The organism is Paenibacillus naphthalenovorans, from assembly GCF_900099895.1.
In the GTDB taxonomy this organism is placed as follows: Bacteria; Bacillota; Bacilli; order Paenibacillales; family NBRC-103111; genus Paenibacillus_G; species Paenibacillus_G naphthalenovorans.
Genome location: NZ_FNDY01000013.1, coordinates 79,589 through 103,431 on the forward strand (window position 1 = coordinate 79,589; position 23,843 = coordinate 103,431).

Genomic DNA, 23,843 nt, shown 5'->3' on the forward strand with positions numbered 1-23,843 from the left:
TCCAACGGCCTCCAATCGGGCAGCAGCCCGCATCTTATTCGGGAGGATAGCAAAGAATCACTTTCATCGGCTCCTTACCGGTATTGATCCAGTTCACTTGCTCAAGAACGGCAGGAAAAAAGATCTCGTCCGCTTGGCTGACGTCCTGGGCTTGCCCCCGGCAAACGATGGTTCCCGTGCCGGAAATCACAATAGCGATAGAAAATGTGCCGTTCCCTTCGACCTGCAGCTCGTCTAGAATCTCCAGCAAATGCATGCGGAACCGGTCTGTAGAGCTTTGATCTATGAGTGCGTACTCGCTTCCGCCGGCCAGCTGTCTGACTAAAGCCGGTTCTTTCTTCCATCGGCTCAATGTTTCCTGTTCGTCATAGGCTTCATAATGGAAGCATTCCAGCATCCGCTCAAAGCCTAACCCTTGATGGCAGGCGAAATCCGGCAGCGAATGGCCTCTGGGCGTCGTTCTTTCCACCCGCAAGGTGTAATCCGTAGGCTCTTGAATTTCGATTAAAAAGCATCCGCTCCCGATGGCATGCGGAACCCCGCCTTCCACAAGAAAGACATCGCCCGGCTGCACAGGAATTTTATGCAGCGCGCCGATCATGCCCGGAATATCCTGATCTTCAAAAAGCTGCTTCCATTTGGCCTGCGTCATTCCCGGTTTGAACCCGAGCAGCACATACGGATCTTCCCCGCCGATGGTGCGGCCTCCGAGAATATACCAGGCCTCCGTTTTGCCGAATACGGATTGGAAGGCGGATTGCGCGAATTCACGGTCCGGATGAACCTGAATCGTCAGCCGCTCCCCGGCGTCCAGAACTTTCACCAGCACCGCCGTTTCGGAACCATATTTCGCCGTATGCCGACGGCCTAAGATATCTTCCGGATTGGAACGGATGAGATCCTTTAAAGTGATGGACTTTCCATTCTCCAGTACAATCTCGCTTAATCCTTCCACCACTTCTTCTCTTCCTGCATTCGAAGCGATCACCGTCGAGGCTACCCATTCCTCGGGAAAAGAGCTGTCCGATGGATGGGAGCCGCCCTGCCACCGCTCCAGGCATTCCCCTCCGGCATATGTTCGCCAAACCCGGTTTCTCGATAATTTAAACGGCTTTAATTCGATCTGATTCGCAGCCACGCTTTTCACCACCTGCAAAGTCTAAAGGATTCTACTTCAGTCCGGTCATACTCACGCTTTCGATAATATATCTGCGCAAGAAGATAAACACTATGAGAATCGGCAAAACGGAAATCACTGCACCGGCTGAGATAATATTGAGCTCTATTCCGAATGAAGATTGCAGCATGGCCAGCCCAAGCTCCATCGTATAGTAGGTTTTCTTCCCCATGACAAGAAGCGGCCAAACGAAAGCATTCCATGCCTCGATGTAGGCAAAAATGGCCAGTGCGCTCATCGGAGATTTGCAAAGCGGAACAATAATTCTAACAAAAATTCCCCACTCCGACGCACCTTCCACTCTTGCGGATTCAATGATTTCATCGGGAATTTGTTGAATGATGTTTTGCCTCATGAAGAAGATCCCGAAGCTCATAATCAAATAAGGGATAAACAAGCTTTGGAAGGTATTGATTAAATCCAATTCCTTCATTTGCAAATAGAGCGGGATCATATAAATCTCAAAAGGGACGATCGCCGTTGCCAGAACGAGCGCAAACAAGAAGTTCTTGCCTTTGAACCGGAACTTGGCGAATATATATCCCGATAACGTCGAAGTAAAAACGATCGACGCCGCTGAGATCAAGGCCATGCCCAAGCTGTTTCTCAAGTACAGTGGAATTTCCACTTTACTAAACACCTCTGCAAAATTGTGCAGGTTCCATTGCTGCGGCCACATACTGGGCGGCCATTGGTTCAGTTCCGGAGCTGTTTTGAATGCCGTCAGAATCATCCAGATAAAAGGGATCAGCATGACGATCGAGCCCAGCATCAGAACGCTTCCCGCCAGTATGTTTTGTAAACGTACAGTACGAATCATCAGCTCAGCCCCTTCTTCGAGGACGTTCTTTCTTTAGCCAATCCCAATTGAATCAACGTTAAAGCGAGTACGATCAAGAATAAAATAACGGCTTCGGCAGAAGCATATCCCATTTTAAAGAAGCGGAATCCGTTCTCGATCATGTCGTACACAAGCACCCTTACCACATAACCCGGAGCGCCTTGCACGTCGGATGCCAGAATATAGATTTGACTAAATACATTGTAGCTGTGGATTAAGGTGATGACCGAGACAAACACCGTGATGGGCTTGAGAATCGGCACCGTAATGTGCCAAAACGCCTTAATCCCCGTCGCTCCGTCAATGGCAGCCGCTTCGTAGTATTCTTTGGAAATCCCTTTAAGCCCTACCATGAAAATGACCATATTGTACCCGAGCGTTTTCCATACGGTCAGCATAATGACCGAAACAATAGCCAGCTTGGGATCCAGCAGCCACGCTTTGGAGGAAATGCCGAAGAATGAAATAAAGTAGTTCATTAATCCATTGTTCGCATCCAGAATCCATTTCCAAATCACCGTCACCGGAACCATGGGTGCAATAAAGGGCAGGAAGTAGATGGCCTCATACCATGACTTGAACCGAACCTGGTTTAATATAAGCACGGCTAACATTAAAGCGAACGGTACGCTGAATAGAAAGACATTAAAAGCGATAATCGTCGTGTTTTTCAACGAGATCAGAAAGTTTTCATTCTGGAACAAGGTGATGTAGTTTTGCAAGCCGATAAACGGCTTCTTAGGAGAAACCATGTCCCATTGAAACAGACTCATATAGAACGTTTTGACAATAGGAATGAGACGGATATAAGTAAATAAGGCAAGGATCGGCAGCAATCCCAGGAAACAAAACCAAGTCGCTGATCTTGTCAGTTTATTGGAACGCTTCACACGTTTAGCCGGCGAACCTTCCGGTTTAATCGTTGTTGATGACAAGAGAACGATTCCCCTTCCATTAGGATATTGACAGATCCGGCCATACAATGACCGAATCTGCCAATTTGTCATTGATTATGGAGCCAGATGTCCGTATTGTTTCAAGATGTCATTCGTTTCCTTGGCAGCCTCGGCCAACAACGCTCTGATTTTGTCCGGATTGTCCACTAAGCTGGCATCGGTAAATATTTTATTGGCAAGCCTGTCTGCAAACTTGGTCATAATTTCATCAAACTCCGGCAGTGGCGGATACGTTTCCAATTCACGTTTTTCAAAGAAGCTCTTATATTGAGGGACTTCCTTGAACAGGCTCTCCAAATCCAAATCCTCCCTTGCGGGCTGCCAGCCGGTCATGCGCATCAGCTCCACTTGATTTTCAGGCTTCATCATAAAGCGAATGAAGTCCCAAGCGGCCGCCGCAACATTGCCTTCCGCCGACTTGCTGACATGGAAGTTAAAAGGAACAACCAAAGTCGCCTTCGGCATGGGGGCCGTATCATACTGCAGATTTGGAGCTTTCTTCTGAATATCGCCGACCACCCAGGACTCCCGTGAGAAGAAGGCCGCCGCTTCCATTTCAAAAGCTTCTGCATCGTGCTTCAATGTCGGATCATCGGTTTTATATTTGTGAACCATGTCCACATACATTTGAACCGTCTTCAAACCCGCATCGTTGTCATAATTCGCTTTATATTGCCCGTCGCTTATTTTCTTCACGACGCTGCCGCCGTTTTGCATGAGCAAAACCCAGAATTTCTCGGCAACGCCGCTGCCGCCGCCGCTCAAGCGGAGAGATTGTCCGGCTCGAATCAGCTTTCCGGACGCGTCTCGTTTTGCTGTTTTTTGCGCATACTCCAAATATTGATCCATCGTGGTCGGAGGACCGCTAAGACCCGCTTCTTCAAACATTTTTTTGTTATAGAATAAAACGGCTTTCGATATATGAAGCGGAATGCCGTATACATTGCCGTTATAATTTGCGGTCTCCGAAATGATCTTAGGGAAGCTGCTCTCCGTGTTGACCAATTTGGCCAGATCTTCCGGGGCCTTATGCAGCATATCGCCTTCAATATATCGCAAAGCCACGACAGGATTGATCGTTACAATTTCCGCCGCGCTTTGGGAAGGCAGGGCCGCTGCAATTTTCTTTTCAAAGTCACGCAGAGGAAACGATGAAATCGTCACGTTTACGTTGGGCTTCTCTTTTTTATATTCTTCAGCCATTTTCTTATACCAGGGATCGATTTCCGGATGGCCTCCCCAAAGATTCAATTCAACCGGTTCCGTAGAAGCGCTGCCGGGTGAAGCTGGCGCCTCTTCGTTACTTGAACATCCTGCAAGCAGCGTTGTTGCTGTAAGAACAGCAAGCGGAATGGAAATGAGTGCTTTCTTCATGTTTTTGACCTCCTAATGATCATATGAATTAAAGCGTTTACAAAAAGAACCTTCATCCGTTGCCCCTTATCACCACCTTATGTTAATTCAGAATATGTATCCGCTTTCAAATCCGATCCGCTCCTTGTTTGCAAGGAAGCGCTTTATCTATTTGAAAAAGGCGGGATATTTCATTTTCAACGCATCCCGATCGTGAATAACCAGATTCAGATGCTGCCGTATGATGGTTTCAGCCCGATCGGACTGCCGTTCTTTGATCACTTGTACGATCTCTTGATGCTGCATCAGAATGTCGGTCCAATTGTAATCCGTAGCCAATCTCAGCATACGAATCCGGTCCAGGTCCATCTTCATGGATTGAATCGTCTGCCATGAGCGCTTTTTATTGCAGCCTTCAAAGATCGTTTGATGGAATTGCTCGTCCAGTTCAAACAATTTGGTATAGTCGTGCTCCTGAGTGCAAAGCTCCTGCATTCTCAGATTTTTTTCAAGCTCAAAGAGATATTCCTTTGGAAAATGGTCACAAGCCAAAAGAATGACGGCTTTTTCTACCTGCTCGCGCATAAATCTGGCTTCTTCCACCCGTTCCAGATCAATCAAAGAAACAACGGTACCTTTTTGCGGATAAATTTCCAGCAGGCCCTCTTGAGCCAAGCGAAGAAAAGCTTCCCTTATCGGGGTTCGGCTCACTGTGAATTTTTCAGAAATCTCATTCTCCGAAATGTTGGTTCCGGGTTCCAACTGCATGTTTAAAATGTTTTCTCTTAGTAATTGATACACATGATCCCGGGTAGATCTGGCCATCATCTTTCTTCCCCATTCCAATCTGGATCAACTCCTCCCACACTAGTATACAACCACACTACCATTCTTGTATATAAGTTTTTTTAAAAAAATCAACAAAAAAACGATCGTAAGCAAGGTTGTTTTTCAACCGTTCCCGCGATCGTCCTATCTATTTCGTTATCGCACTTATTTTTGGTCGTTTTGATCATGCAGCAATTCATATCTATTGACGGGACGGCCTATCGTGCCGTAATGTACCTCGAGACGCACGATCCCGCGTTTCTCAAGAAATTCCAGGTATCGTCTTGCCGTCACGCGGGAGATGCCTACTCCTGCAGCCGTTTCCTCCGCGGACAGGCGGCCGCCCTGATGCTCCATGACGCTGAGCACCTGTTTAAGCGTCGCCGCATTAAGCCCTTTAGGCAGATCGTCAGACGAAATTTGCCAATAATCCACCGGCGTTTTCTTCATTTCCGCTTCACCTGCGGATTCGCCGCTAATCAGAATGTTATCCAACTGATCCTGGGTTACCGATGCTCCGGGCTTAAGCGTCATGTGCCGTTCACGGTACCGCTCCAACGTCTTGTGAACCCGTTCGATCTTGAACGGTTTAATGATATAATCAAACGCGCCGTTGCGCATCATTGAACGCACGGTCTCGGCATCTTTGGCAGCCGTCACGACGATCACGTCGACAGGCATCGTTGCAGAGCGGATGCGCTGCAGGGTGGCAATTCCGTCAAGCGAGGGCATGAAGATGTCAAGAAAGACCAGATCCGGCTTCAACTGCTCAATCAGCTTCAGTCCCTCTAAACCGTTGGTTGCCATGCCTACAACATGAAAACCTTCCACCTGCTCCACAAACTGGCGGTTCACTTCCTGGACCATAGGATCATCCTCAATCAACAGCACCCGAAAATACGGCTTCTCTGTGTTATTCATCACGTGTACCTGTCCCGCCTTTCATCGGAAATATGATTTCCATCGTTGTGCCCAAACCGACCGACGATTCACATGTTAACTTGCCGTTGCCTTTGGTTACAATATCGTTCAGCAAATACAGGCCCATCCCCCGATTCTCCCCCTCCTTGGTGGAAAAACCGCGTTCCAGCATGCGGTCAATCGTCTCTTGCGACATGCCGCACCCGTTGTCTTCGACCGCGATGGACAGCAGTTCCTCATTCTGCTCAATGCTGACATATACTTCTTTATGCTCGGCTTCCACATCGGCAAGGGCATCGAAGGCATTTTCGATCAGGTTACCGAGCAGCAGTACGAAGTCATGGCGGTCAAGAAGCTCCGGAAAGCGTTTCAATCTGCTGTTCGGGTTAATGCGGAGCTCAATGCCAAGCTCCTTGCCGCGGCTGATCTTGCCCAGAAGCAGTCCGGCCACGCCGTCATCGTCAAAATGCTGCTGCAGAAACCGCGTAATCTCTTCCTGCTGATCTGCGATTTCGAACAGGTAATTGAGCGCCTCCTGCTGTTTTCCAAGCTGAATCAATCCCGCCGCGGTGTGTATCTTGTTCATATGCTCATGATTTTGCGCCCGTAGAGCATGGACAAATTCACGTACGCCGGTCAATTCCTCGGCCATCCTCGTCACTTCCGTCCGATCCTGGAAGATCCCGATGGCTCCGACCGTATCCCCCGCCTCGCGGATCGGAATCAGGTTGCTCCACAGGATCGTCCCTCCGAATTTCAGTTCCTTGCCCAGCGCCGGCTGTCCCGAATCGAGCACTTCCATCAGCCGGGTTTCCGGAATGACATCGCCGATGGCCCGTCCCGTCGCATCATGTTTTATGCCGAAAATTTGTTTGGCGCGTTCATTGAATATCGTAATGACTCCGCTCCGGTCGATGGCAATAATCCCCTCCTGCATCGCCTGGAACGCCGCCGTACGTTCTCTGAACATTCTGGCGATTTCCTGAGGCTCCAGATTAAACATCTGCCGCTTGATATGGCGGGCCAGCAGTACGGAGCCGAAGATGCCGAACAGAAGCGATATCAGGGAAGTAACGGCGAGCGGACGTTTTTCCTCGCGGATCAGCTCATCTATACCCGGGAGCAGGCCGCCCGCCACGACCACCCCGACCTGCTCATGCGCGGCGTTCATGACCGGTACAAAAGCCCGAAGGCCGACGCCCGCTTCGTTTCGCACCTTTGAGACATACGTGTGCTCGGCGAATGCCGTCTCGTTCTCTTCTGCGGCGAACGTTCCGCCGATGCGCTCCGATAACGGATGGGACAATCGTCTCCGGTTCATGTCAAGCACGCTGATATAGGAGACACGATTTAAAATCCGGATCTTGTCCGCAACCGGAGCAATATGAGCCGCGGCATCGGGATCATCGATGGTTTCGATGACATTCGGCAGATTGGCAACGGTTTGCGCCGTTATCGTAAGCCGGTTTCTCAGTTCATCCTCCTTGAGCCGGGTAAGGCTGCCGATCAGTACAATGCCGCCAATCAGGAGGGAGAAAAGGACCAATCCGAACGAAAGAAGCATGATTTTCCAATAGATGCGCAGCCGGTTCACCGTTTCCCCTTCCTTTCGTGCGGTTTATTTTTCTACCTTATTGTGAAATAATAGGGCTGAAATAGCAATAACCCGGAGGTGAGTTCATATCAAAACAGTTGCGGGAATCGGCATCTTTCTTGTGCTTGGCTTGCTTGCCGCATATGTCATCGGTTTTCAACCTGATATCAAAGGCGAACTGCCTTACGATGAGGAGTTTACCGGCCTCAAAGACCGGATTATCATCAAATTCAGCCACGTCGTCGCCGAGAATACGCCCAAAGGACTCGCCGCGGCTCATTTTGCCCAGCTCGTCAAAGAGAAGTCGCAGGACCGTGTCGAAGTCCAGGTGTTCCCGAACGGCATGCTGTACACGGAAGACACCGAAATCGCCGCCCTGCAGCATGACGACGTTCAAATGATCGCTCCCTCATTTTCTAATATGAACAAAATCGATCCCATGTGGCTTGTCATGGATCTCCCGTTCCTTTTTCAGAATCAGGAGGAAGTCGACCGATCCCTTCAAGGAGCTTTGGGTCAGCGCCTGCTCGCGACGCTGGAGGCTAAAGGTTTGAAAGGAGCCGCCTTCTGGCATAACGGCTTCCGGCAGGTCACCAATAACGTCCGTCCGCTGCGGACGCCTGAAGACTTTCAAGGCCTGAAATTCCGGATTCAGCCAAGCACGGTGTTGGAGCGGCAGTTTAAAGCGCTGAACGCATCGACGATCAGCACGCCTTTTAATGAACTTTACCGGACGCTGGAGACTGGCAGAGCGGATGGGCAGGAGAATACCATCTCCAATATTCTAAGCAAACGGCTGTACCAGGTTCAGCGTTTTATGACGATAAGCAACCACGGTTATCTTGGCTATGTCGTCACATTCAACAAGCGGTTTTGGGAGAATCTCCCTCCCGACGTACAGCAGCTTCTCCAGGAAGCGTTAAAGGAAACGTCGGATTGGAATAACCGTGAATCGTTATTGCACCAGAATCAGCTGCAATCCCTTTTTCAAAATCAGTCTCTGCAAATCATCACGCTTTCCGATGAGGAAAAGGCCCTCTGGAAAAAACGCTTTGAGCCGTTATACGAGGAATTCACCGTCATCATCGGGAAAGACTTGATGAATGAGATCCGTTGACCAAAAGATACTAAACAAACAATATGACCGTATTATTGTTTTGATCCGCTTTCTTTAATACACTTGGGACACGAAAAAACGTTTTCAAAAAAGTGAAAGTGAGGCTGTCCCATGAAATTCCGGATCAATTTGAGAAACTTAACCGTTCAAGTCGTTATTGCCATCATACTAGGCATCCTCCTTGGACATTTCTTTCCCGCAACGGGCGAAAAATTGAAAGTCCTTGGAGATGTCTTTATCAAGTTAATCAAAATGGTTATTGCGCCTATCGTGTTCTTTACCGTTGTGCACGGGATCGCAAACATGGGCGATATGAAAAAAGTTGGCCGCATCGGCGGGAAAGCGCTTTTATATTTCGAAATCGTTACCACGATCGCGCTGGCGATCGGTCTTGTGGTTGTCAACTTGGTTAAACCGGGTGCAGGGATCGACGCTTCCAAAGCAACCGGAGACATTTCCAAGTACACGGAGAAAGCGGCGGAACAATCCAATCACGGCTTTATCGACTTTCTTGTAGGCATCGTACCCGATAATGTCGTCGCCGCCATGGCCGGCGGAGATCTGCTGCCGATTCTGTTCTTTGCGATCCTGTTCGGTTTGTCTTTGACCGCTATGGGCGACAAGGCCAAGCCGGTCATTGATCTGTTCGATAAGCTTTCGCACGCCTTTTTCGGTGTCGTAAACATGGTCATGAAAGTGTCTCCGATTGCCGCCTTCGGCGCCATGTCGTATACGATCGGCAAATTCGGGATTGAGTCCCTTACTTCTTTAGGAAAGCTGATGGGTTCGGTTTATATTACGATGGCTTTGTTTATCATTGTCGTTCTCGGAATGATCACCAAAGCATACGGCTTCAGCATATTTAAATTTATCGCTTACATTAAAGAGGAAATCATGCTGGTGTTGGGCACTTCTTCCTCTGAGTCGGCACTGCCGCGCATGATGGATAAGCTCGAAAAATACGGCTGTTCCAAGTCGGTCGTCGGTTTGGTCGTCCCTACCGGCTACTCGTTCAATCTGGACGGCACGGCCATCTACCTGTCGATGGCCGCCATGTTTGTCGCCCAGGCATCCGGGGTGGAAATGACCATCTGGCAGCAGCTTACGCTGCTTGGCATACTGATGGTAACCTCAAAAGGCGCGGCGGGCGTCACTGGTTCGGGATTCATCACGCTTGCCGCCACTTTGGCCGCCTTTCCTTCCATCCCTCTGGCGGGTATGGCTCTGCTCCTCGGCGTCGACCGGTTCATGTCGGAAGCGCGCGCCATTACGAATCTGATCGGCAACGGCGTAGCCACCGTCATCGTCGCCAAATCGGAAAACGAATTTCATCCTGGCGGGCAGCTTGAATCCGCAGCAGGACAAACGGCGGAAGAAACTCAACCGATCAAAAACAGTGTTCCCAAATCGGTCTAACCTTATAAAGAACATTCATCCTTAATTGAAAAAGGGCCGTTCCAATAGTCATGAAAATGACGGAGGGACGGCCCTGTTCTTCATGGCGCTCTTAACAAGATGGGTACATAAAATCGGGGCCGACTCAACCGCAGTCGTTTTAACTGCAGTTGGTCGGCCCATTTTCGGTGCAGCCGGCCTTCCGGATCGTTCTCAGGCGCCGGCCGGATGTACCGGTTCGCAGCACCATGGACATGCCGTCAGGCGAAATTATTTCATCGCTGTGCTTTCGGCATAGCGGATTCTCGCCGGTCTTTTTATAGCAAATTCGATCGCCTCGCTCGTATGACCGAATACGTGATCACGACCTACACGTTGGAGCAGCCCTGTCCTTTCCAGAATGGATAAGGGCTGCTGCCCTATTTCCGATAACAGCACCACACCGCCCGATTTCACCACATGCCCGATCAGCCGGTCCAGATGGGCCGCCCCTGTCGTATCGATATACGGAACCTTCCCCATCTGAAGCAGCAGTATCTTTGACTTATGATGCAGATTGCCGAGAATACTCTCTTCCAAAGGAAGAGCTGTCCCGAAAAAAAGAGGCCCTTCAATCGTATAAATGTTCATATGGTGCAATTCCCGGCTGTCGGCGTCCATAAGCGCTTTCACCTTCACTTGCTTGGCCGAATGGTTCGACGGCATTTCGTAAACGGTATTCAAGTCACTCATTCGCTTGACAAACCATAATACGGATAAAATTAAACCTATCCCTACTGCGATGGTCAGCGTTGTAAATACGGTTAATAAAAATGTGACCAAGAGAATGATGGAATCATTGGTTTTCGTCTTTAGGATACGTACGAATTCTTTGCGCTCGCTCATATTCCAGGCGACCATCATTAAAATCGGAGCCATGCTTGCAAGCGGAATAAGGGATGCGTACGGTGCCAGTAGAAGCAGCACCAATAGTACAATAAAGCCGTGAATAATACCGGACATGGGGGAAACGGCGCCATTTTAAATATTGGTTGCCGTCCGTGCAATGGCCCCGGTAGCCGGTATGCCTCCGAATAACGGAGTCACCATATTGGCAATGCCTTGACCGATTAATTCCCGGTTGCTGTTGTGGCGGGTTCCTGTCATTTCATCGGCAACCAGCGCGGACAAAAGCGATTCAACTCCGCCTAACATGGCAATAATACAAGCCGGGATCAGCATCATTTCGATTTTCTCCCAGGTCAGAGACGGCCATTGGAAGTGCGGCAGGGTGTTTGGAATAGGCCCGAAGGTCGAAGCGATCGTAGCCACTTCCCCGTTAAACAACAAAGTAGCAACCACACTGGAAACGATAAGCCCTATTAATGCCCCCGGAATTTTAGGCGTAAACCGGGAACACAATAAAAGAATCACCAAACAAATACACGCCGTCAGAATGCTGTAGCCGTTAAACGTCGGTAGGTGGATGGCGATTTCTTTCATATTGGAAAAGAAATCTTCATGTTTGGCGATATCGCGCAAGCCCAAAAAATTGGCGATCTGTCCGCTGAATATGATAATGGCGATGCCGGCGGTAAAGCCAATCGTGACAGGCTTCGGAATAAACCGGATCAGAGTCCCTAATCTAAATATTCCCATCAGGACGAGAAGTATCCCGGCCAAAAATCCGGCAATCAGCAGGTTTTCATATCCATACTGCAATACGATGGCAAGCAGGACCGGAATAAATGCGCCGGTCGGCCCGCCGATTTGAAATTTAGAGCCCCCCAGTAAGGAAATTAAAATTCCGGCTACGATGGTTGTGTAAATCCCATACTCCGGCTTGACGCCGGATGCAATGGCAAAAGCCATTCCAAGCGGAATGGCAATAACCCCCACAATCAGTCCGGAAACCAGATCTTTGCGAAAAGCAATCATGGTATAACCTTTAAATCTGCCAGTGGGTTTCATTCGGACTAACCTTCTTTTCTTTAAATATTTGATTATTTGAATATATAAAGGATGATACGTCCCTGTTCCACCTTTGTCAAATGCCAAGAATGATCATCTCTTTAAAGTACAATCATCAAATCGATTTAAAGCGAAACCACGCTTCATTTCCTGCCCTTTTCCTTGTTCGGAACTAATCTTTACGGATATCTTCCAGCAGCGTAATCGCATCGACCAGGTGATTATCGAAAATTTGTTTGGCCACAGCCAACAGATCCTTAATTAATGGATCGCGTAAAGAATAAATGACGGAAGTCCCCTCTTTTCGGCCATAAACCACATTCTTATTCCGCAGCACGGCCAGCTGCTGCGAAACGGCCGAACCTTCAGAGCCTAATATATTTTGCAGTTCGTTGACATTCTTATCTCCTTCGCTTAACACTTCAAGAATCCGGATTCTCATCGGATGAGCCAACGCTTTGAAAAATTCCGATTTAAATTGTTGAATATTTTGCATAAGACTTCCCCTTTGTCCATTCCAGTATACAAGTATCATAACACAGTTCCAAGGGAAGATGCATTTAAAGGGATTCCTGCTTAACGCGGTCTCCCTTCTCCATTCGTATGTTCTTGCAGCCGTCCGGAAAAGTCTATATCTTTAAATAAGTAAAAAACGCCCGTCATAAACCATCGGGCGTTTCCAATAAATGAGGTGTTTGGGATGCTGCTGCATAAGGGTGAGACACTGTTTCGCCAAGGGGAAACCGGCCCCCTCTATCACGTAAAAAGCGGACTGCTCAAAATCGTACGCTTACACGAAAACGGAAATCCGGTTTTAATCAATATCATCGTACCCGGGGAAATCATTCCTCATCATTCCTTGATCAGTCCAATGCCTTATCACGCAACGGCTATTGCACTTACAACAAGCGAAATCGAAACGCTTCCCCCGCAGCAGTGGTACGGCAGCTTGAAACAGGAGCCCGAGAAATGCCTTGAGATCGCCCGGCTCCTGCAGGACAAGCTTCGCATGATGCAGCAAAGAATAGACCAATTGAGCCAAATCGCTCCTGCGGACAAACTGCGAAAGCTGCAGCAATGGTTTGCAACCTATATCGGACCCAAACCTTTGACGGATGTGCTCACACAAGACGAAATCGGCCAACTGATCGGGCTCCGTCGCGAGACGGTCAACAGGCTGCTGCGGGCCCAATCGAATAAAGCCGACGTTTAAATTCAGATCGGGTTAGCCGCCTGCTCCCGCCGGCTCGGCGACATCGTCCAGACTCCCCGCCGGTCCGAAAAATTCATAATGCATATCGGCTGCGGGAATACCCCAGGTTTTCAATGCCCGGTATACCGTCTTCATCAACGAAACCGGACCGCAAAAATAGAATTGGGCATCCGTGGTCGGAATCACCGTTTTCATCCACGGCAGGTTCAAGTATCCCTCATGATGGTGCACACGGGCCGTTTTATCAGAATCCGTCGGTCTTGTATAACAGAAGTAAACCGATAAATGAGGAAGCTTGGGCAGCAGCGATTTAACTTCCTCCCTCATGGCATGCATGTTTCCGTTCACAGCCGTGTGTATGAAGATCACCGGACGCTGCGGATCCGTATCTGCCAGTGTATTCAGCATGCTCATCATCGGTGTTATTCCGACTCCGCCGCTGATCAAAACAACCGGACGCGGGTCCTCGCGGTTTAACGTGAAGGCACCGCCGGGAGCCGATAACCGGAGGATATCGCCTTCCTTCACCTGCCGGTGCAAATATACGGACACCTTGCCTGCCGGGCGATCCGGATGCCCCTCTTCGCGTTTGACGGAGATGCGGTAGTACGGTTTTCCGGGAGCATCGGAAAGGCTGTATTGCCGAATTTGAGTATATTCTTCCCCGGGAATTTCCAGCTTGACGCTTACGTATTGCCCTGGTTCAAAACCGGCCAACGGCCCGCCATCCCGGGGAACAAGGTAAAACGACGAGATCACGTCACTCTCTTTCACTTTGCGCTTCACCACAAAGTCCCGATACCCTTCCCAGCCGCCGGCCTGCCGCGCGGACTGCTCATACATGCCGGCTTCCATGCCAATAAAAACATCAGCAATGACTTTATAGGCTTCAGCCCATGCCGCTATAATCTCCTCCGTTGCGGCCTCGCCCAGCACATCCTGGATGGCGACAAGCAAATATTTCCCGACGATCGGGTAATGCTCCGCCTGAATGCCAATGCTGCGGTGCTTATGTGCAATCTGCTTTACAGCGGGGAGAATAGCCGGCAAATGATCGATATGCATGGCCGCGGCGTAGACGGCATTCGCAAGAGCGGTCTGCTGCCGTTCCTGCTTCTGATTCGCATGATTAAAAATATGCAATAGTTCCGGATGATTCAAAAATAACAGCTGATAAAAACGTTTGGTAATGTTCACTCCGTGGATTTCCAATACCGGCACGGTTGACTTGATGATCCGAATCGTTTCTTTGCTTAGCATAACCATTCCCTCCATTGTCACAAGCAGTTTGCTTTCCATAAGCCAAGTATAATAGCTGAAACCGCCCGGCTGTGTGATTGCAATCACAGCAAATCGCAATGATCTGTGACATACCTGGAGAGAGTTTATATGGCAAAGAACCATTCTGGCCATCCTTATTTTCAATAAGTCCTGACGTCAGCCCTTAAGCGAACCCGCGGTAAGTCCTGCAACGAAATAGCGCTGGAGGAACAGAAACAGCAGGACCATCGGCACCGAGGTGACCACAACTCCCGTTAAAAGCATAGGATAATTGGTGACATACTCTCCGCGAAACTGCAGCATGGCCAGCGGCAGCGTCAGCTTTGACTTGCCGTTAATCATCAGCATTGGAATCAATAGATCATTCCATACCATCACGAACAGGAACGAGGCCGCAGCTGCGATCGAGGGGGCGGACAACGGCAGGGCAAATCGGGTAAACAGCGTCCACTCTCCCGCTCCGTCGATGCTCCCCGCTTCTAGAATTTCCTTGCTGAGCAGCTGCATAAAGCCCGCCAGCATAAAGACCGTCACCGGCAGCAATAAGGCTACGGTGACCAGTACGAGTCCGTACAGCTGATCAGACCAGCCCAGCTTGTGCGCAAGCGAGTAGATCGGCAGCATGTTCACCTGCGAAGGAACGATCAGACCCGCTGCGAACAATGCGAAGATCCCTTTGCCTATTTTGCCTCCGAGGCGAAAAATCGCATAAGCGATCATGCTGCCAAGCAAGAGCTCCAACAGTACGGAACCCAAGGTTACGATGATGCTGTTCAGAAAATAGCTCCAGATCGGCTGCTCCTTGAACATGGACACAAAATTAGTCAACGTGAACGGCTTGGGCCAGTTCAGCGGGTTGGCAAAAAACGTCTGCGGCGACTTGAACGCGGAAATCAATACGACATACAGAGGCAGCGCGATCAGCAGCGCATACAGAAGCAGTATCAGTCGGCCAGTCCATTTCATCAGCATGACGCTTCAACCTCTCTTTAATACGATACACGGTCTGCCCGCAGGGCTTTAAACTGCAGTACCGTCAGAACAGACAATAAAATGAGAAACAATACCGAAACGGCCGAAGCCTCTCCGAAGGAATAGCTGGCAAAGGCCAGGTGATAAATATAAGTCGTTAAAATTTCAGTCGAATAGTTTGGCCCCCCATCGGTCATCGTAAAAATGAGATCGAACGCTTTGAACGACTGAATCGTGGTATAAGCCACTACAATCGTTGCCGACGGAGCCAGCAGCGGCCAGGTGACCATACGAAAAACCTGCCATCGTCCGCCGCCGTCTATTTTCGCCGCCTCATACAGCTCCACAGGGATGGAGTGCAGCCCGGCGACGAATACGATCATCATCTGTCCGGCATGCGCCCAAACCTGAACGGCCGCAATCGAATACAATGCGATCTTCACATCTCCGATCCAGCTCTGCGTCCAGGCTTGAAGCCCCGCCTGTTGCAATCCCGTATTCAACAGGCCGATGGAAGGGTCGTAAATAAATGCCCAGATCAGTCCCACGGAAACCGAGGACAAAATGGTTGGAAAGAAATAAAGGGCGCGCAGAAATACGTTGATTTTTGTATTTTTGACCAAAAGCAACGCCAAGGATAACGAAATGAGCGTTTGAAAAAGAACGACAACCAACATAAACTTTACATTATTGGCCAACGCTTTTTGGAACACAATGTTTTGTACCGTATGGATGTAATTGTCCAAGCCAATGAACCGATAGGACGGCGAAACGCCGTCCCAGTTGGTGAAGGAATAGAATAAACCCGATATCGTCGGATACAGAAACAAAAAACCATAGAGCAAGGTGCCGGGCAGAATAAAAAGCCATAGAGCCTTACGATTTCTCATCGCTTATTTCTTCAGCTGCTGATCGACAATCGCCTGCGCTTCCTTCGCAGCATCCTCTGGCGATTTGCCGCTCAACACGGCTTGAATGGAATTGGTGACCGCCTTTTGATTCTCGGCATTTGTAATCGTAAATCGCGGCTGGAACAAGGTTTTCTTATTCGCCCATTCTGCCGCTGCTTTCAGCTCATCGGTGGTGTATTGCACATCCTTAACGGTCACATTCTGCCCTGTCTCGTTTGCATATTGGCCCGCGATATCCTTGCGGCTTAAGAACTCAATAAATTTCTTAGCTTCTTCCGGATGCTTGGACTTGTTATTTACCGCCAACAGGAAGGTGCTTGTATGAACGCCTTCATAGACGGCTTTGTCGGCGGTGACAGTGATCGGAGCGAGCAGCTTTTGCACCAGATTCGGATTCTGCTGCTTGTTCTGCGCCAGCTGATAAGAACCGCTGGCCAGAATGGCCGCCTTCTCCTGGATGAACAGTGCGCCTGCTGCGGCATCCTTCGTGCCAAGTGCGTTCGGCTGGAAATAGCCTTTATCGTTTAACTCTTTGAACTGCGTTAACGTCTTTACCCAAAATTCATCGGTCAGCTTCGCTTCTCCTGCTTCGACCTTCGTAAAGATATCGGCCGGTCCGTTGTTCATGACCATCGTGTTCATCAACTGTCCCGGACCGATATCGGCCCCCGCGAACGCAATCGGAATAATGCCGTTCGACTTCAGCTTCTCGCAAAGCGTCAGAAAGCCTTCCCAGTCCTTCGGCGGGGTCAGATTGTATTTCTCAAACAGCTTCACGTTATAGATGGGATCGTTATATACGAGCTGATAAGGGATGGCAAGCTGCTTCCCGTCTTTCTTCCCGACCTGAATTAAAGGCTCGTTGAAATTCTCCAGAAATTTCTCTCCGGTGAGATCCTTAAAAATGCCTGCCTTCGATAACGCCTGAAACTGGGCTCCCGGGAAGGAGGTAAAAACGTCGCCTACGGATCCGTCGGCAAGCTTCGCCTGCGCTGTGGATTGATACTGATCGGAAGGCATCGTTTGCATCTCTACTTTAATGTTCGGATATTCCTTCTGGAACTGCTCAATGATGCCGTTAAAGGACTTTACGTCCTCGCCCCGCCAATGAAGGAAGCTGATCGTGACCGGCTTGTCGGAAGCCTGCGGAGACGCGGCATCCGAAACCGGAGCCGATGGAGACGCTGTTCCTCCGCTTGTTCCGCCGCAAGCAGATAATAGGGAAATTGAGGATACGGCGCCAGCCAATAAGATCGATCTAACTTGATTCCATTTCACCATGAAGACCTCCTGTACTCCATATTTGGATTATGATTGCTGCTTTTGTGCCCATTTTTTGCGGAAAAGCGGCAGTGCTTCCCGTCCGAAAATTTCCGCTTCCTCCAGGTGGGGATAGCCTGACAGGATGAAGGTCGATACGCCGAGTTCAGCGTATTCCAGCAGCCGGTCAGTCACCTGCTCAGCGGTGCCGACGATGAGAATCGCTCCCCCGGACCGCACCAGCGACAGTCCCGTCCACAGATTAGGGCCGACTACGAAGCGATCGTTCCTGGATTGCTCCCTCAATTCATTCTGCCTGCGTTGGTTCGTTGCGTCCGTTTGGGCAAACTGCCGCTGCGCCTGTTCTATGGCCTCCGGAGATACCTTGCTGATCAGTTCCCATGCCGCAGCCCAAGCTTCCTCTTCCGTGTCGCGCACAAGAACCTGGGCTCGAAGGCCATAGCGCAGAGGACGGTCAATGCCCTTTTCCGCACGGTACTCCGCTCGTATGCTCTCGATTTCCTTGATTTGCTCTTGAATCCAGGCATGCGGCTCGCCCCACATGAGGAATGTATCTGCATATTCAACAGCCACTCTCTTGGCAATCGGAGAGCTGCCCCCGAGATAGAAGGGCGGATACGGTTTTTGGACCGTCAGCGGTGTACTTACCGGCCGCTGAAATTGATAGTACTTGCCGACAAAAGGCTGCTGCTGCCGTTCCGGATCCGACCCGATGTTACTCCTTGTAAATTCCGAAGCGGATAAGCCGCCCGATTGTGTCCAGGCCCGGGTCATGACCTCGAGATATTCCCGTGCTCTTTCGTACCTTTCGTCATGAGCATGGGCCAGCGGGTCTCCCAGCTCCTCCAAGTCTTGAACCGAGCTGCCCGTCACCACATTGATCATCGCGCGGCCTTCCGACAGGATGTCCAGCGCCGCAGCCATCCGGGCCGCCAGGACGGGAGCCGTCAAACCGGGACGAACCGCTACCAACGGCCGCAGCGTCTTCGTATGGCTCATCACGGCGGACCCGACGACCCAGGCATCCATACAAGCTCCCCCTGTCGGAATGAGTACGAACCCGAATCCGGCATGTTCCGCCGCCTGAGCCACCTGGATCAAATAATCGAGTGTCGGTTTTCTTTCCGGTGCCACCCCCACATACTTTCCGTCACCCGCTGTAGGCAAAAACCACCCAAACTGAATTTCCTTCTGCTGATTACTCATCTTGTAGTCTCCTTTTTTGAACATTCTCCAGTGAACCGGTCGATATCCAACAAAACTGCTTGGAATAGTTTGTGATTAAACTATAGCAAGCGCCCCGGGTGGGGTCAATGTCATTATGAGGTGATTTTAATTTGTCATTTTGTGGCGTTATGATACAATAATGAACAAAATCAACCGGAGAAACATAGCAAAATGAGGTGAAACCCATGACTGGCAATATGCGCGAGGACCATCATGAATACCTGGAGATTTACTTTTTCACCCCCTCCGAATTCGAGAAATCCGGGGCGGCCTGGCCGATCCGCTTGGGACATAATATAGCAAAGCCTAACTACCATATCGGCCCTCGAACGTCTCCATACTATTACCTGCTGTTTGTACTGGAGGGTCAGGGAACATTCATTCAAAACCATCAAACCTTCAGGCTGAAGAAAAATGATATGTTTTGCCTGTTTCCTCAGGTGATACATGAATATTACACGGACCCGGATGCCCCTTTGCGCAAAATATTTTTTGCGTTTGACGGCAAGCAAGCCCTCCATTTGCTGGACCGCATCGGTCTCCGGCCGCACACTCCCCATGCGGCGGACGCCCTCACCCCCCAATCTATTCAACTGATGTGGGAATTTTACCGTCTGGTCAGCTCTCACGAGCATACGGATTTAGCGAGGCTCCGGATGTTCTACAGCATCTTCGAAGAGCTTTCCGGCGCGAATATCCAGCCCAGTGCGCAGGACAACCGGACGGTCTCCTGGCTTCAGAAAGGAAAGGAATATTTGGAAATTCATTATGTGGAAGGGATTACTGTAGAGCGTGCAGCAGAGTTTGTCGGCGTGGACCGAACCCATTATACGAAACAATTTCGCAAAGCTTACGGGGTTACGCCCATCCAATACATTCAACAGCTGCGGATGAAGGAGGCGAAGCAGCTGATAGAGCAGACCAATTATACGATGACGGAAATTGCGCAATCGGTCGGATACCCCGATCTGTTTACCTTTTCCAAAGCGTTTAAGAAAATGGTCGGCGTCTCTCCAAAGGAGTATCGGATAAAACAAAGCAGCAGGCGCGAGGAAAATGAAGACGTTTTAGACTTTTCCATATAAATCGAAAATCCCCCCGTACCGACAGTCTCGTGCTGTCTTCCGAGGGGATCCTCTTCTCCAACGTTTATTACTGCGTGACGGCCTTTCGTTTCTGCGCGTAGCGGTTCTCAGGAACCGGCAAGCCGAGATGGCCCCGCAGCGTATCCGATTCGTACTCCTTGCGGAATAACCCGCGCTGCTGCAAAATCGGCACGACAAGATCAACGAATTCCTCCAGTCCCCTTGGCACGGCTGAACTGACAATGAAGCCGTCGGCCGCTCCCGCCTCAAACCAGGCTTGAAGCTTATCGGCAACGGCTTCCGGCGTACCGATAAACGTCGGCTTCGGTGTCGCAACCCGCAGCGCCACCTGACGGAGGGTGAGACCCTCCTGCTTGGCCCAGGCTTTCATCTTGTCCGTTGCGCTCTGGAAGCTGTTGCTTCCAAGATCCCCGATATCGGGAAACGGTGCGTCAAGCGGATACTGCGAGAAATCGTGATGTTCGTAGAAGCGTCCCAGAAAGTCCAAAGCTTTATCAATCGATACCAGACCTGCTATTTCTTCATATTTACGCTCCGCTTCCTCCTGCGTCCGGCCGATAATCGGACCGATACCGGGCATAATGACAATTTCATCGGGGTTGCGCCCCAGTGCTTTAGCCCGGCCCTTGACGTCGTCGTAGTACTGTTTTGCCTCCTCCGTCGTCTCTTGGCCGGTGAAGATGGCATTTGCCCATTTGGCCGCGAAATTTTTTCCGGACTCCGACGCCCCCGCCTGGAAGATGACGGGCTGCCCCTGCTTGGATCGGGCGATATTCAGCGGTCCTTTGACCGAGAAATACTCACCCTTATGATTTAGCGTGTGCATTTTGGACGGGTCGAAGAAAACGCCGGACTCCTTGTCGCGAACGAACGCGTCATCTTCCCAGGAGTCCCACAGCCCCGTCGCCACTTCCAGATATTCGTCGGCTATCTTGTAACGCTCCGGGTGCGACGGATGCTGCTGCTTCGTCTTGCCATAGTTTAGCGCAGAGCCTTCCAACGGCGAAGTCACCACATTCCAGCCTGCCCTTCCGTGACTGATCATGTCCAAGGAGGCGAATTGACGCGCAACCGTGAAGGGCTCGCTATAGGAGGTAGACAGCGTGCCGACCAAACCGATCTTCGAACTGATTCCGGCCAGAGCGCTCAGGATCGTGACAGGCTCGAAACGATTTAAGAAATGAGGGATTGATTTTTCGGTAATATAGAGGCCATCGGCAATAAAGACGAAGTCAAATTTGCCCTCCTCCGCTTTCTGCGTCCATTTCTTATACAGCTCAAAATTGACGCTCGCGTCTGTGATCGCATCCGGATGCCGCCATCCGGAAATATTGCCGCCGATTCCGTGCAGAATGGCGCCAAGCTTAATGTTTTTCTTTGCTCCCATAGTTTTCCCTCCTGCCAGATATGGTGGTAAAACGCGACAATGAAAACATCCCCGGCTCCACGGCCGGCTTCTTCCCTTCCAGAAGATCGGCCGGTACCGCTCCGACAAGCGCCCCTCCCCGGCATTACAGCTCCGAAGCGAACCGTTTCAGCTCCGCAGACGCCAATTCGGCGAAATAAGAAGCGCTGATGAACAAGGCCCGTTCATCGACGTCAAAGGCAGGATGGTGCCACTCCTTCGGCCCGGACGTCCCTATAAAGGCGAAAAAGCCCGGTATTCGTTTCTGGTAAAAGGCGAAATCCTCTCCTGCCGGAGACGGCTTCGGCGTAACGACGGCGATGCCGAGCCGTTCCGCTGTCCTCCTGGCCGCCTCCGCCAGGTCCGCATCATTGTTGACGGGAGGCGGGCCTTGAATCCAACGCAAGTTGGCCTTCGTCCCGTATGCGGCGGCAACCCCGTTGACGACCTCGCCGAATCGTTCAACCACCCTTGTGCGCACCTCCTCGTCGAAGGTTCGCACGGTACCGTCGAGCACCGCCGTCTCCGGTATCACGTTCCAAGTCGTTCCGGTGTTCAAACGCGTTACACTGATCACAGCGCTCTCCAACGGACTTACATTGCGGCTGACGATCGACTGAAGCGCCGTGACCAAATGAGCCGCAGCCACAACGGGGTCAACGCTTGCCTCCGGTACGGCCGCATGCGACCCAATTCCCTCCAGCTCGACAAGAAAGCCGTCGGCGGCGGCCATTAGCGGCCCGGGTCTGATGCCGATCGTGCCCACAGGCAGATCCGGCTTGTTATGCATGCCGTAGATTGCCCGTACCCCTTCCAGCGCGCCGCTCCGCAGCACCTTTTCAGCTCCGGCGGCCTTCTCCTCCGCCGGCTGGAACACTAGCCGGACGGTACCTGGCAGCTCGTGCTCCTTCTCCTTTAACAGAAAGGCTGCGCCTAGAATGACAGCCGTATGGAAATCGTGACCGCACGCATGCATCTTCCCCGGAATCCTGGAAGCAAAGGGCAGCCCCGTATCCTCCTGTATCGGAAGCGCGTCGATATCGGCCCGTAATGCAATGACGGGTCCCCCTTGCAATCCCCCGACTTCGGCGATAAGCCCGGTCTTTAAAGTGTACTGCGCCGCAATCCGTATCCCCGCATCCTCAAGGAGTTTACGGATATAAGCGGTCGTCTCGAATTCTTCATGGGACAGCTCCGGATACTGGTGCAGGCGGCGCCGGATGTCCACGATTTTCCGCTCTATTTGTTCGGCATTTACGATCGTTCCGCTGCCGTTTGCTTCCATGCTGCCGCCTCCTCCTCAGCGAATGCCTCCTTCAGTAACGTGTAGGAGCGCATGCGCTGTTCAGCATTTTTCAAGTGGTTAGAAACAACGATACATTCTTGAATGCCGTAAACACGCTGGAGCTCAAGGAGCTGGGTGCGCACCGATTCCTTCGTCCCTTTTATGATTTGCGCCTGCTGCGTCTCGATCGTATATTCCTCGTTGGACTGCCGACCGTATTCCTCCGCCTGCTCAATCGTTGCGACAGTCAGGGTCCTGCCGCCGGCCAGCTTGATTTTGACCAGCGTACAATCTCTTGCCAGCTCCTGCGCTTCCTTCTCGGTATCTGCAACGATAACCGACAAAGCCAGAATCGGCTGCGGATTACGGCCGTGCTTCGGCTGGAATCGTTCCAAGTACGTCTTGAACGCTTCTTGGGCCGTCTGCTCGCAGTTGTTGATAAACAACGCATAGACATAAGGCAGGCCTGAAGCCGCCGCGATTTCCGCGCTGGCCGCACTGGTGCCGAGCACATAAATTTCGGCCGGTTGTTCGGCAACCGGCCCGGCAACAATGCCCGCAAACGGATGATCGTCCGGGACCCGGTTCGTAACATAATACTGAAGCTCGGTCAGTTTCTCCGATAACGACGCCGCTTCCGTGACTCCCTGCTGCAGCGCCCTGGTCGAACGGGGCAGCCCACCCGGTGCGCGGCCTACGCCCAGGTCGACCCGTCCCGGCGCGAGCGATGCGAGCACATTGAAATTTTCCGCGACCTTGTAAGGGCTGTAATGCTGCAGCATGACGCCTCCGGAGCCAATGCGGAGACGCTCCGTCTTCGCCAGCAGATAGGAAATGAGCACCTCGGGTGAAGTACCTGCGACCCGCACGGAATCATGATGCTCCGATACCCAGAAGCGGTAATAGCCCAGCTGCTCGGCCAAACGAGCTAACTCGACCGTATGCCGAAAAGCCTGCGAAGGCGTTTCCTCCGGCATGAGGGGGGTTTGGTCCAAAATACTGAGCCTGATTCCCATGACGTTCAACTCCC

Annotated in this window: 20 protein-coding genes and 1 pseudogene; 4 read left to right on the forward strand and 17 right to left on the reverse strand. The window is 51.0% G+C overall.

Annotation, left to right across the window (positions count from 1 at the left end):
* Positions 1-34 precede the first annotated feature (34 nt).
* The 7 genes from BLT35_RS14390 to BLT35_RS14420 all read right to left on the reverse strand — a co-directional run bounded on the left by BLT35_RS14390 (position 35) and on the right by BLT35_RS14420 (position 7,670).
* The gene (locus BLT35_RS14390; RefSeq protein WP_062409794.1) at positions 35-1,138 is read right to left on the reverse strand and encodes a type I phosphomannose isomerase catalytic subunit; all 1,104 of its coding nucleotides are present in this window, start codon (positions 1,136-1,138) and stop codon (positions 35-37) included.
* Positions 1,139-1,169: 31 nt separating this feature from the next.
* Positions 1,170-1,997 (reverse strand): carbohydrate ABC transporter permease, encoded by an 828-nt coding sequence (locus BLT35_RS14395; RefSeq protein ID WP_054817493.1) that lies wholly within the window; start codon positions 1,995-1,997, stop codon positions 1,170-1,172.
* Positions 1,997-2,953 (reverse strand): carbohydrate ABC transporter permease, encoded by a 957-nt coding sequence (locus BLT35_RS14400; protein WP_054817492.1) that lies wholly within the window; start codon positions 2,951-2,953, stop codon positions 1,997-1,999. Before BLT35_RS14400 ends, BLT35_RS14395 begins: the two co-directional genes overlap by 1 nt.
* Before the next feature lie 75 nt (positions 2,954-3,028).
* Positions 3,029-4,348 carry an extracellular solute-binding protein gene (locus tag BLT35_RS14405; protein WP_074728591.1) on the reverse strand — a complete coding sequence of 440 codons (1,320 nt, stop codon included), beginning with the start codon at positions 4,346-4,348 and terminating at the stop codon, positions 3,029-3,031.
* Positions 4,349-4,495: 147 nt separating this feature from the next.
* Entirely contained in the window at positions 4,496-5,155 is a 660-nt protein-coding gene (locus BLT35_RS14410; RefSeq protein WP_062411046.1) for a GntR family transcriptional regulator, read from the reverse strand.
* Positions 5,156-5,320: 165 nt separating this feature from the next.
* A complete protein-coding gene (locus tag BLT35_RS14415; protein WP_062409797.1) occupies positions 5,321-6,076 on the reverse strand; it encodes a response regulator in 756 nt (251 codons plus the stop codon).
* On the reverse strand, positions 6,069-7,670 hold the full coding sequence (locus tag BLT35_RS14420) for an ATP-binding protein (RefSeq protein ID WP_082660877.1): 1,602 nt from the start codon (positions 7,668-7,670) through the stop codon (positions 6,069-6,071). Before BLT35_RS14420 ends, BLT35_RS14415 begins: the two co-directional genes overlap by 8 nt.
* An 88-nt stretch (positions 7,671-7,758) precedes the next feature.
* On the opposite strand from BLT35_RS14420, the gene BLT35_RS14425 reads away from it, so the two are divergent.
* Together BLT35_RS14425 and BLT35_RS14430 are read left to right on the forward strand one after the other, a co-directional pair.
* Complete coding sequence (locus BLT35_RS14425) at positions 7,759-8,787, forward strand: DctP family TRAP transporter solute-binding subunit (protein ID WP_074728593.1); 1,029 nt, start codon at positions 7,759-7,761, stop codon at positions 8,785-8,787.
* 111 nt (positions 8,788-8,898) lie between these two features.
* On the forward strand, positions 8,899-10,203 hold the full coding sequence (locus BLT35_RS14430) for a dicarboxylate/amino acid:cation symporter (RefSeq protein ID WP_074728595.1): 1,305 nt from the start codon (positions 8,899-8,901) through the stop codon (positions 10,201-10,203).
* A 249-nt stretch (positions 10,204-10,452) separates the two neighbouring features.
* Here the strand turns inward: BLT35_RS14430 and BLT35_RS26250 are convergent.
* Together BLT35_RS26250 and BLT35_RS14445 are read right to left on the reverse strand one after the other, a co-directional pair.
* Positions 10,453-12,132 (reverse strand): annotated as a pseudogene (locus BLT35_RS26250) (SulP family inorganic anion transporter).
* A 172-nt stretch (positions 12,133-12,304) separates the two neighbouring features.
* On the reverse strand, positions 12,305-12,628 hold the full coding sequence (locus tag BLT35_RS14445) for an ArsR/SmtB family transcription factor (protein WP_235594164.1): 324 nt from the start codon (positions 12,626-12,628) through the stop codon (positions 12,305-12,307).
* A 204-nt stretch (positions 12,629-12,832) separates the two neighbouring features.
* Here BLT35_RS14445 and BLT35_RS14450 point away from each other — a divergent pair, with 204 nt between their 5' ends.
* Entirely contained in the window at positions 12,833-13,345 is a 513-nt protein-coding gene (locus tag BLT35_RS14450; RefSeq protein WP_054817483.1) for a Crp/Fnr family transcriptional regulator, read from the forward strand.
* 12 nt (positions 13,346-13,357) lie between these two features.
* Here BLT35_RS14450 and hmpA read toward each other — a convergent pair whose 3' ends face one another.
* The 5 genes from hmpA to BLT35_RS14475 form a co-directional block, all read right to left on the reverse strand.
* The gene (hmpA, locus tag BLT35_RS14455) at positions 13,358-14,605 is read right to left on the reverse strand and encodes an NO-inducible flavohemoprotein (protein WP_074728649.1); all 1,248 of its coding nucleotides are present in this window, start codon (positions 14,603-14,605) and stop codon (positions 13,358-13,360) included.
* Positions 14,606-14,782: 177 nt separating this feature from the next.
* Complete coding sequence (locus tag BLT35_RS14460; protein ID WP_074728601.1) at positions 14,783-15,598, reverse strand: carbohydrate ABC transporter permease; 816 nt, start codon at positions 15,596-15,598, stop codon at positions 14,783-14,785.
* 17 nt (positions 15,599-15,615) lie between these two features.
* Positions 15,616-16,488 carry a carbohydrate ABC transporter permease gene (locus tag BLT35_RS14465; RefSeq protein WP_062409801.1) on the reverse strand — a complete coding sequence of 291 codons (873 nt, stop codon included), beginning with the start codon at positions 16,486-16,488 and terminating at the stop codon, positions 15,616-15,618.
* A 3-nt stretch (positions 16,489-16,491) separates the two neighbouring features.
* Positions 16,492-17,790 (reverse strand): ABC transporter substrate-binding protein, encoded by a 1,299-nt coding sequence (locus BLT35_RS14470; protein ID WP_074728603.1) that lies wholly within the window; start codon positions 17,788-17,790, stop codon positions 16,492-16,494.
* 27 nt (positions 17,791-17,817) lie between these two features.
* A complete protein-coding gene (locus BLT35_RS14475) occupies positions 17,818-18,996 on the reverse strand; it encodes an LLM class flavin-dependent oxidoreductase (protein ID WP_074728605.1) in 1,179 nt (392 codons plus the stop codon).
* 206 nt (positions 18,997-19,202) lie between these two features.
* On the opposite strand from BLT35_RS14475, the gene BLT35_RS14480 reads away from it, so the two are divergent.
* The gene (locus BLT35_RS14480) at positions 19,203-20,102 is read left to right on the forward strand and encodes a helix-turn-helix transcriptional regulator (protein WP_074728607.1); all 900 of its coding nucleotides are present in this window, start codon (positions 19,203-19,205) and stop codon (positions 20,100-20,102) included.
* 67 nt (positions 20,103-20,169) lie between these two features.
* Here the strand turns inward: BLT35_RS14480 and BLT35_RS14485 are convergent, their stop codons facing one another.
* The 3 genes from BLT35_RS14485 to BLT35_RS14495 form a co-directional block, all read right to left on the reverse strand.
* Positions 20,170-21,510, reverse strand: a complete 1,341-nt coding sequence (locus tag BLT35_RS14485) for an LLM class flavin-dependent oxidoreductase (protein WP_074728609.1) — start codon at positions 21,508-21,510, stop codon at positions 20,170-20,172.
* Positions 21,511-21,634: 124 nt separating this feature from the next.
* On the reverse strand, positions 21,635-22,813 hold the full coding sequence (locus tag BLT35_RS14490) for an amidohydrolase (protein WP_074728612.1): 1,179 nt from the start codon (positions 22,811-22,813) through the stop codon (positions 21,635-21,637).
* Complete coding sequence (locus tag BLT35_RS14495; RefSeq protein WP_074728614.1) at positions 22,783-23,829, reverse strand: LLM class flavin-dependent oxidoreductase; 1,047 nt, start codon at positions 23,827-23,829, stop codon at positions 22,783-22,785. The genes BLT35_RS14490 and BLT35_RS14495 overlap by 31 nt, the downstream gene beginning before the upstream one ends.
* Positions 23,830-23,843 lie beyond the last annotated feature (14 nt).

Coding starts and splice junctions, on each gene's coding strand:
- hmpA (WP_074728649.1), bottom strand. CDS start 14,605: ATGCTAAGCAAAGAAACGATTCGGATCATCAAGTCAACCGTGCCGGTA.
- BLT35_RS14450 (WP_054817483.1), top strand. CDS start 12,833: ATGCTGCTGCATAAGGGTGAGACACTGTTTCGCCAAGGGGAAACCGGC.
- BLT35_RS14415 (WP_062409797.1), bottom strand. CDS start 6,076: ATGAATAACACAGAGAAGCCGTATTTTCGGGTGCTGTTGATTGAGGAT.
- BLT35_RS14405 (WP_074728591.1), bottom strand. CDS start 4,348: ATGAAGAAAGCACTCATTTCCATTCCGCTTGCTGTTCTTACAGCAACA.
- BLT35_RS14460 (WP_074728601.1), bottom strand. CDS start 15,598: ATGCTGATGAAATGGACTGGCCGACTGATACTGCTTCTGTATGCGCTG.
- BLT35_RS14490 (WP_074728612.1), bottom strand. CDS start 22,813: ATGGAAGCAAACGGCAGCGGAACGATCGTAAATGCCGAACAAATAGAG.
- BLT35_RS14395 (WP_054817493.1), bottom strand. CDS start 1,997: ATGATTCGTACTGTACGTTTACAAAACATACTGGCGGGAAGCGTTCTG.
- BLT35_RS14495 (WP_074728614.1), bottom strand. CDS start 23,829: ATGGGAATCAGGCTCAGTATTTTGGACCAAACCCCCCTCATGCCGGAG.
- BLT35_RS14485 (WP_074728609.1), bottom strand. CDS start 21,510: ATGGGAGCAAAGAAAAACATTAAGCTTGGCGCCATTCTGCACGGAATC.
- BLT35_RS14430 (WP_074728595.1), top strand. CDS start 8,899: ATGAAATTCCGGATCAATTTGAGAAACTTAACCGTTCAAGTCGTTATT.
- BLT35_RS14465 (WP_062409801.1), bottom strand. CDS start 16,488: ATGAGAAATCGTAAGGCTCTATGGCTTTTTATTCTGCCCGGCACCTTG.
- BLT35_RS14470 (WP_074728603.1), bottom strand. CDS start 17,790: ATGGTGAAATGGAATCAAGTTAGATCGATCTTATTGGCTGGCGCCGTA.
- BLT35_RS14410 (WP_062411046.1), bottom strand. CDS start 5,155: ATGATGGCCAGATCTACCCGGGATCATGTGTATCAATTACTAAGAGAA.
- BLT35_RS14475 (WP_074728605.1), bottom strand. CDS start 18,996: ATGAGTAATCAGCAGAAGGAAATTCAGTTTGGGTGGTTTTTGCCTACA.
- BLT35_RS14445 (WP_235594164.1), bottom strand. CDS start 12,628: ATGCAAAATATTCAACAATTTAAATCGGAATTTTTCAAAGCGTTGGCT.
- BLT35_RS14480 (WP_074728607.1), top strand. CDS start 19,203: ATGACTGGCAATATGCGCGAGGACCATCATGAATACCTGGAGATTTAC.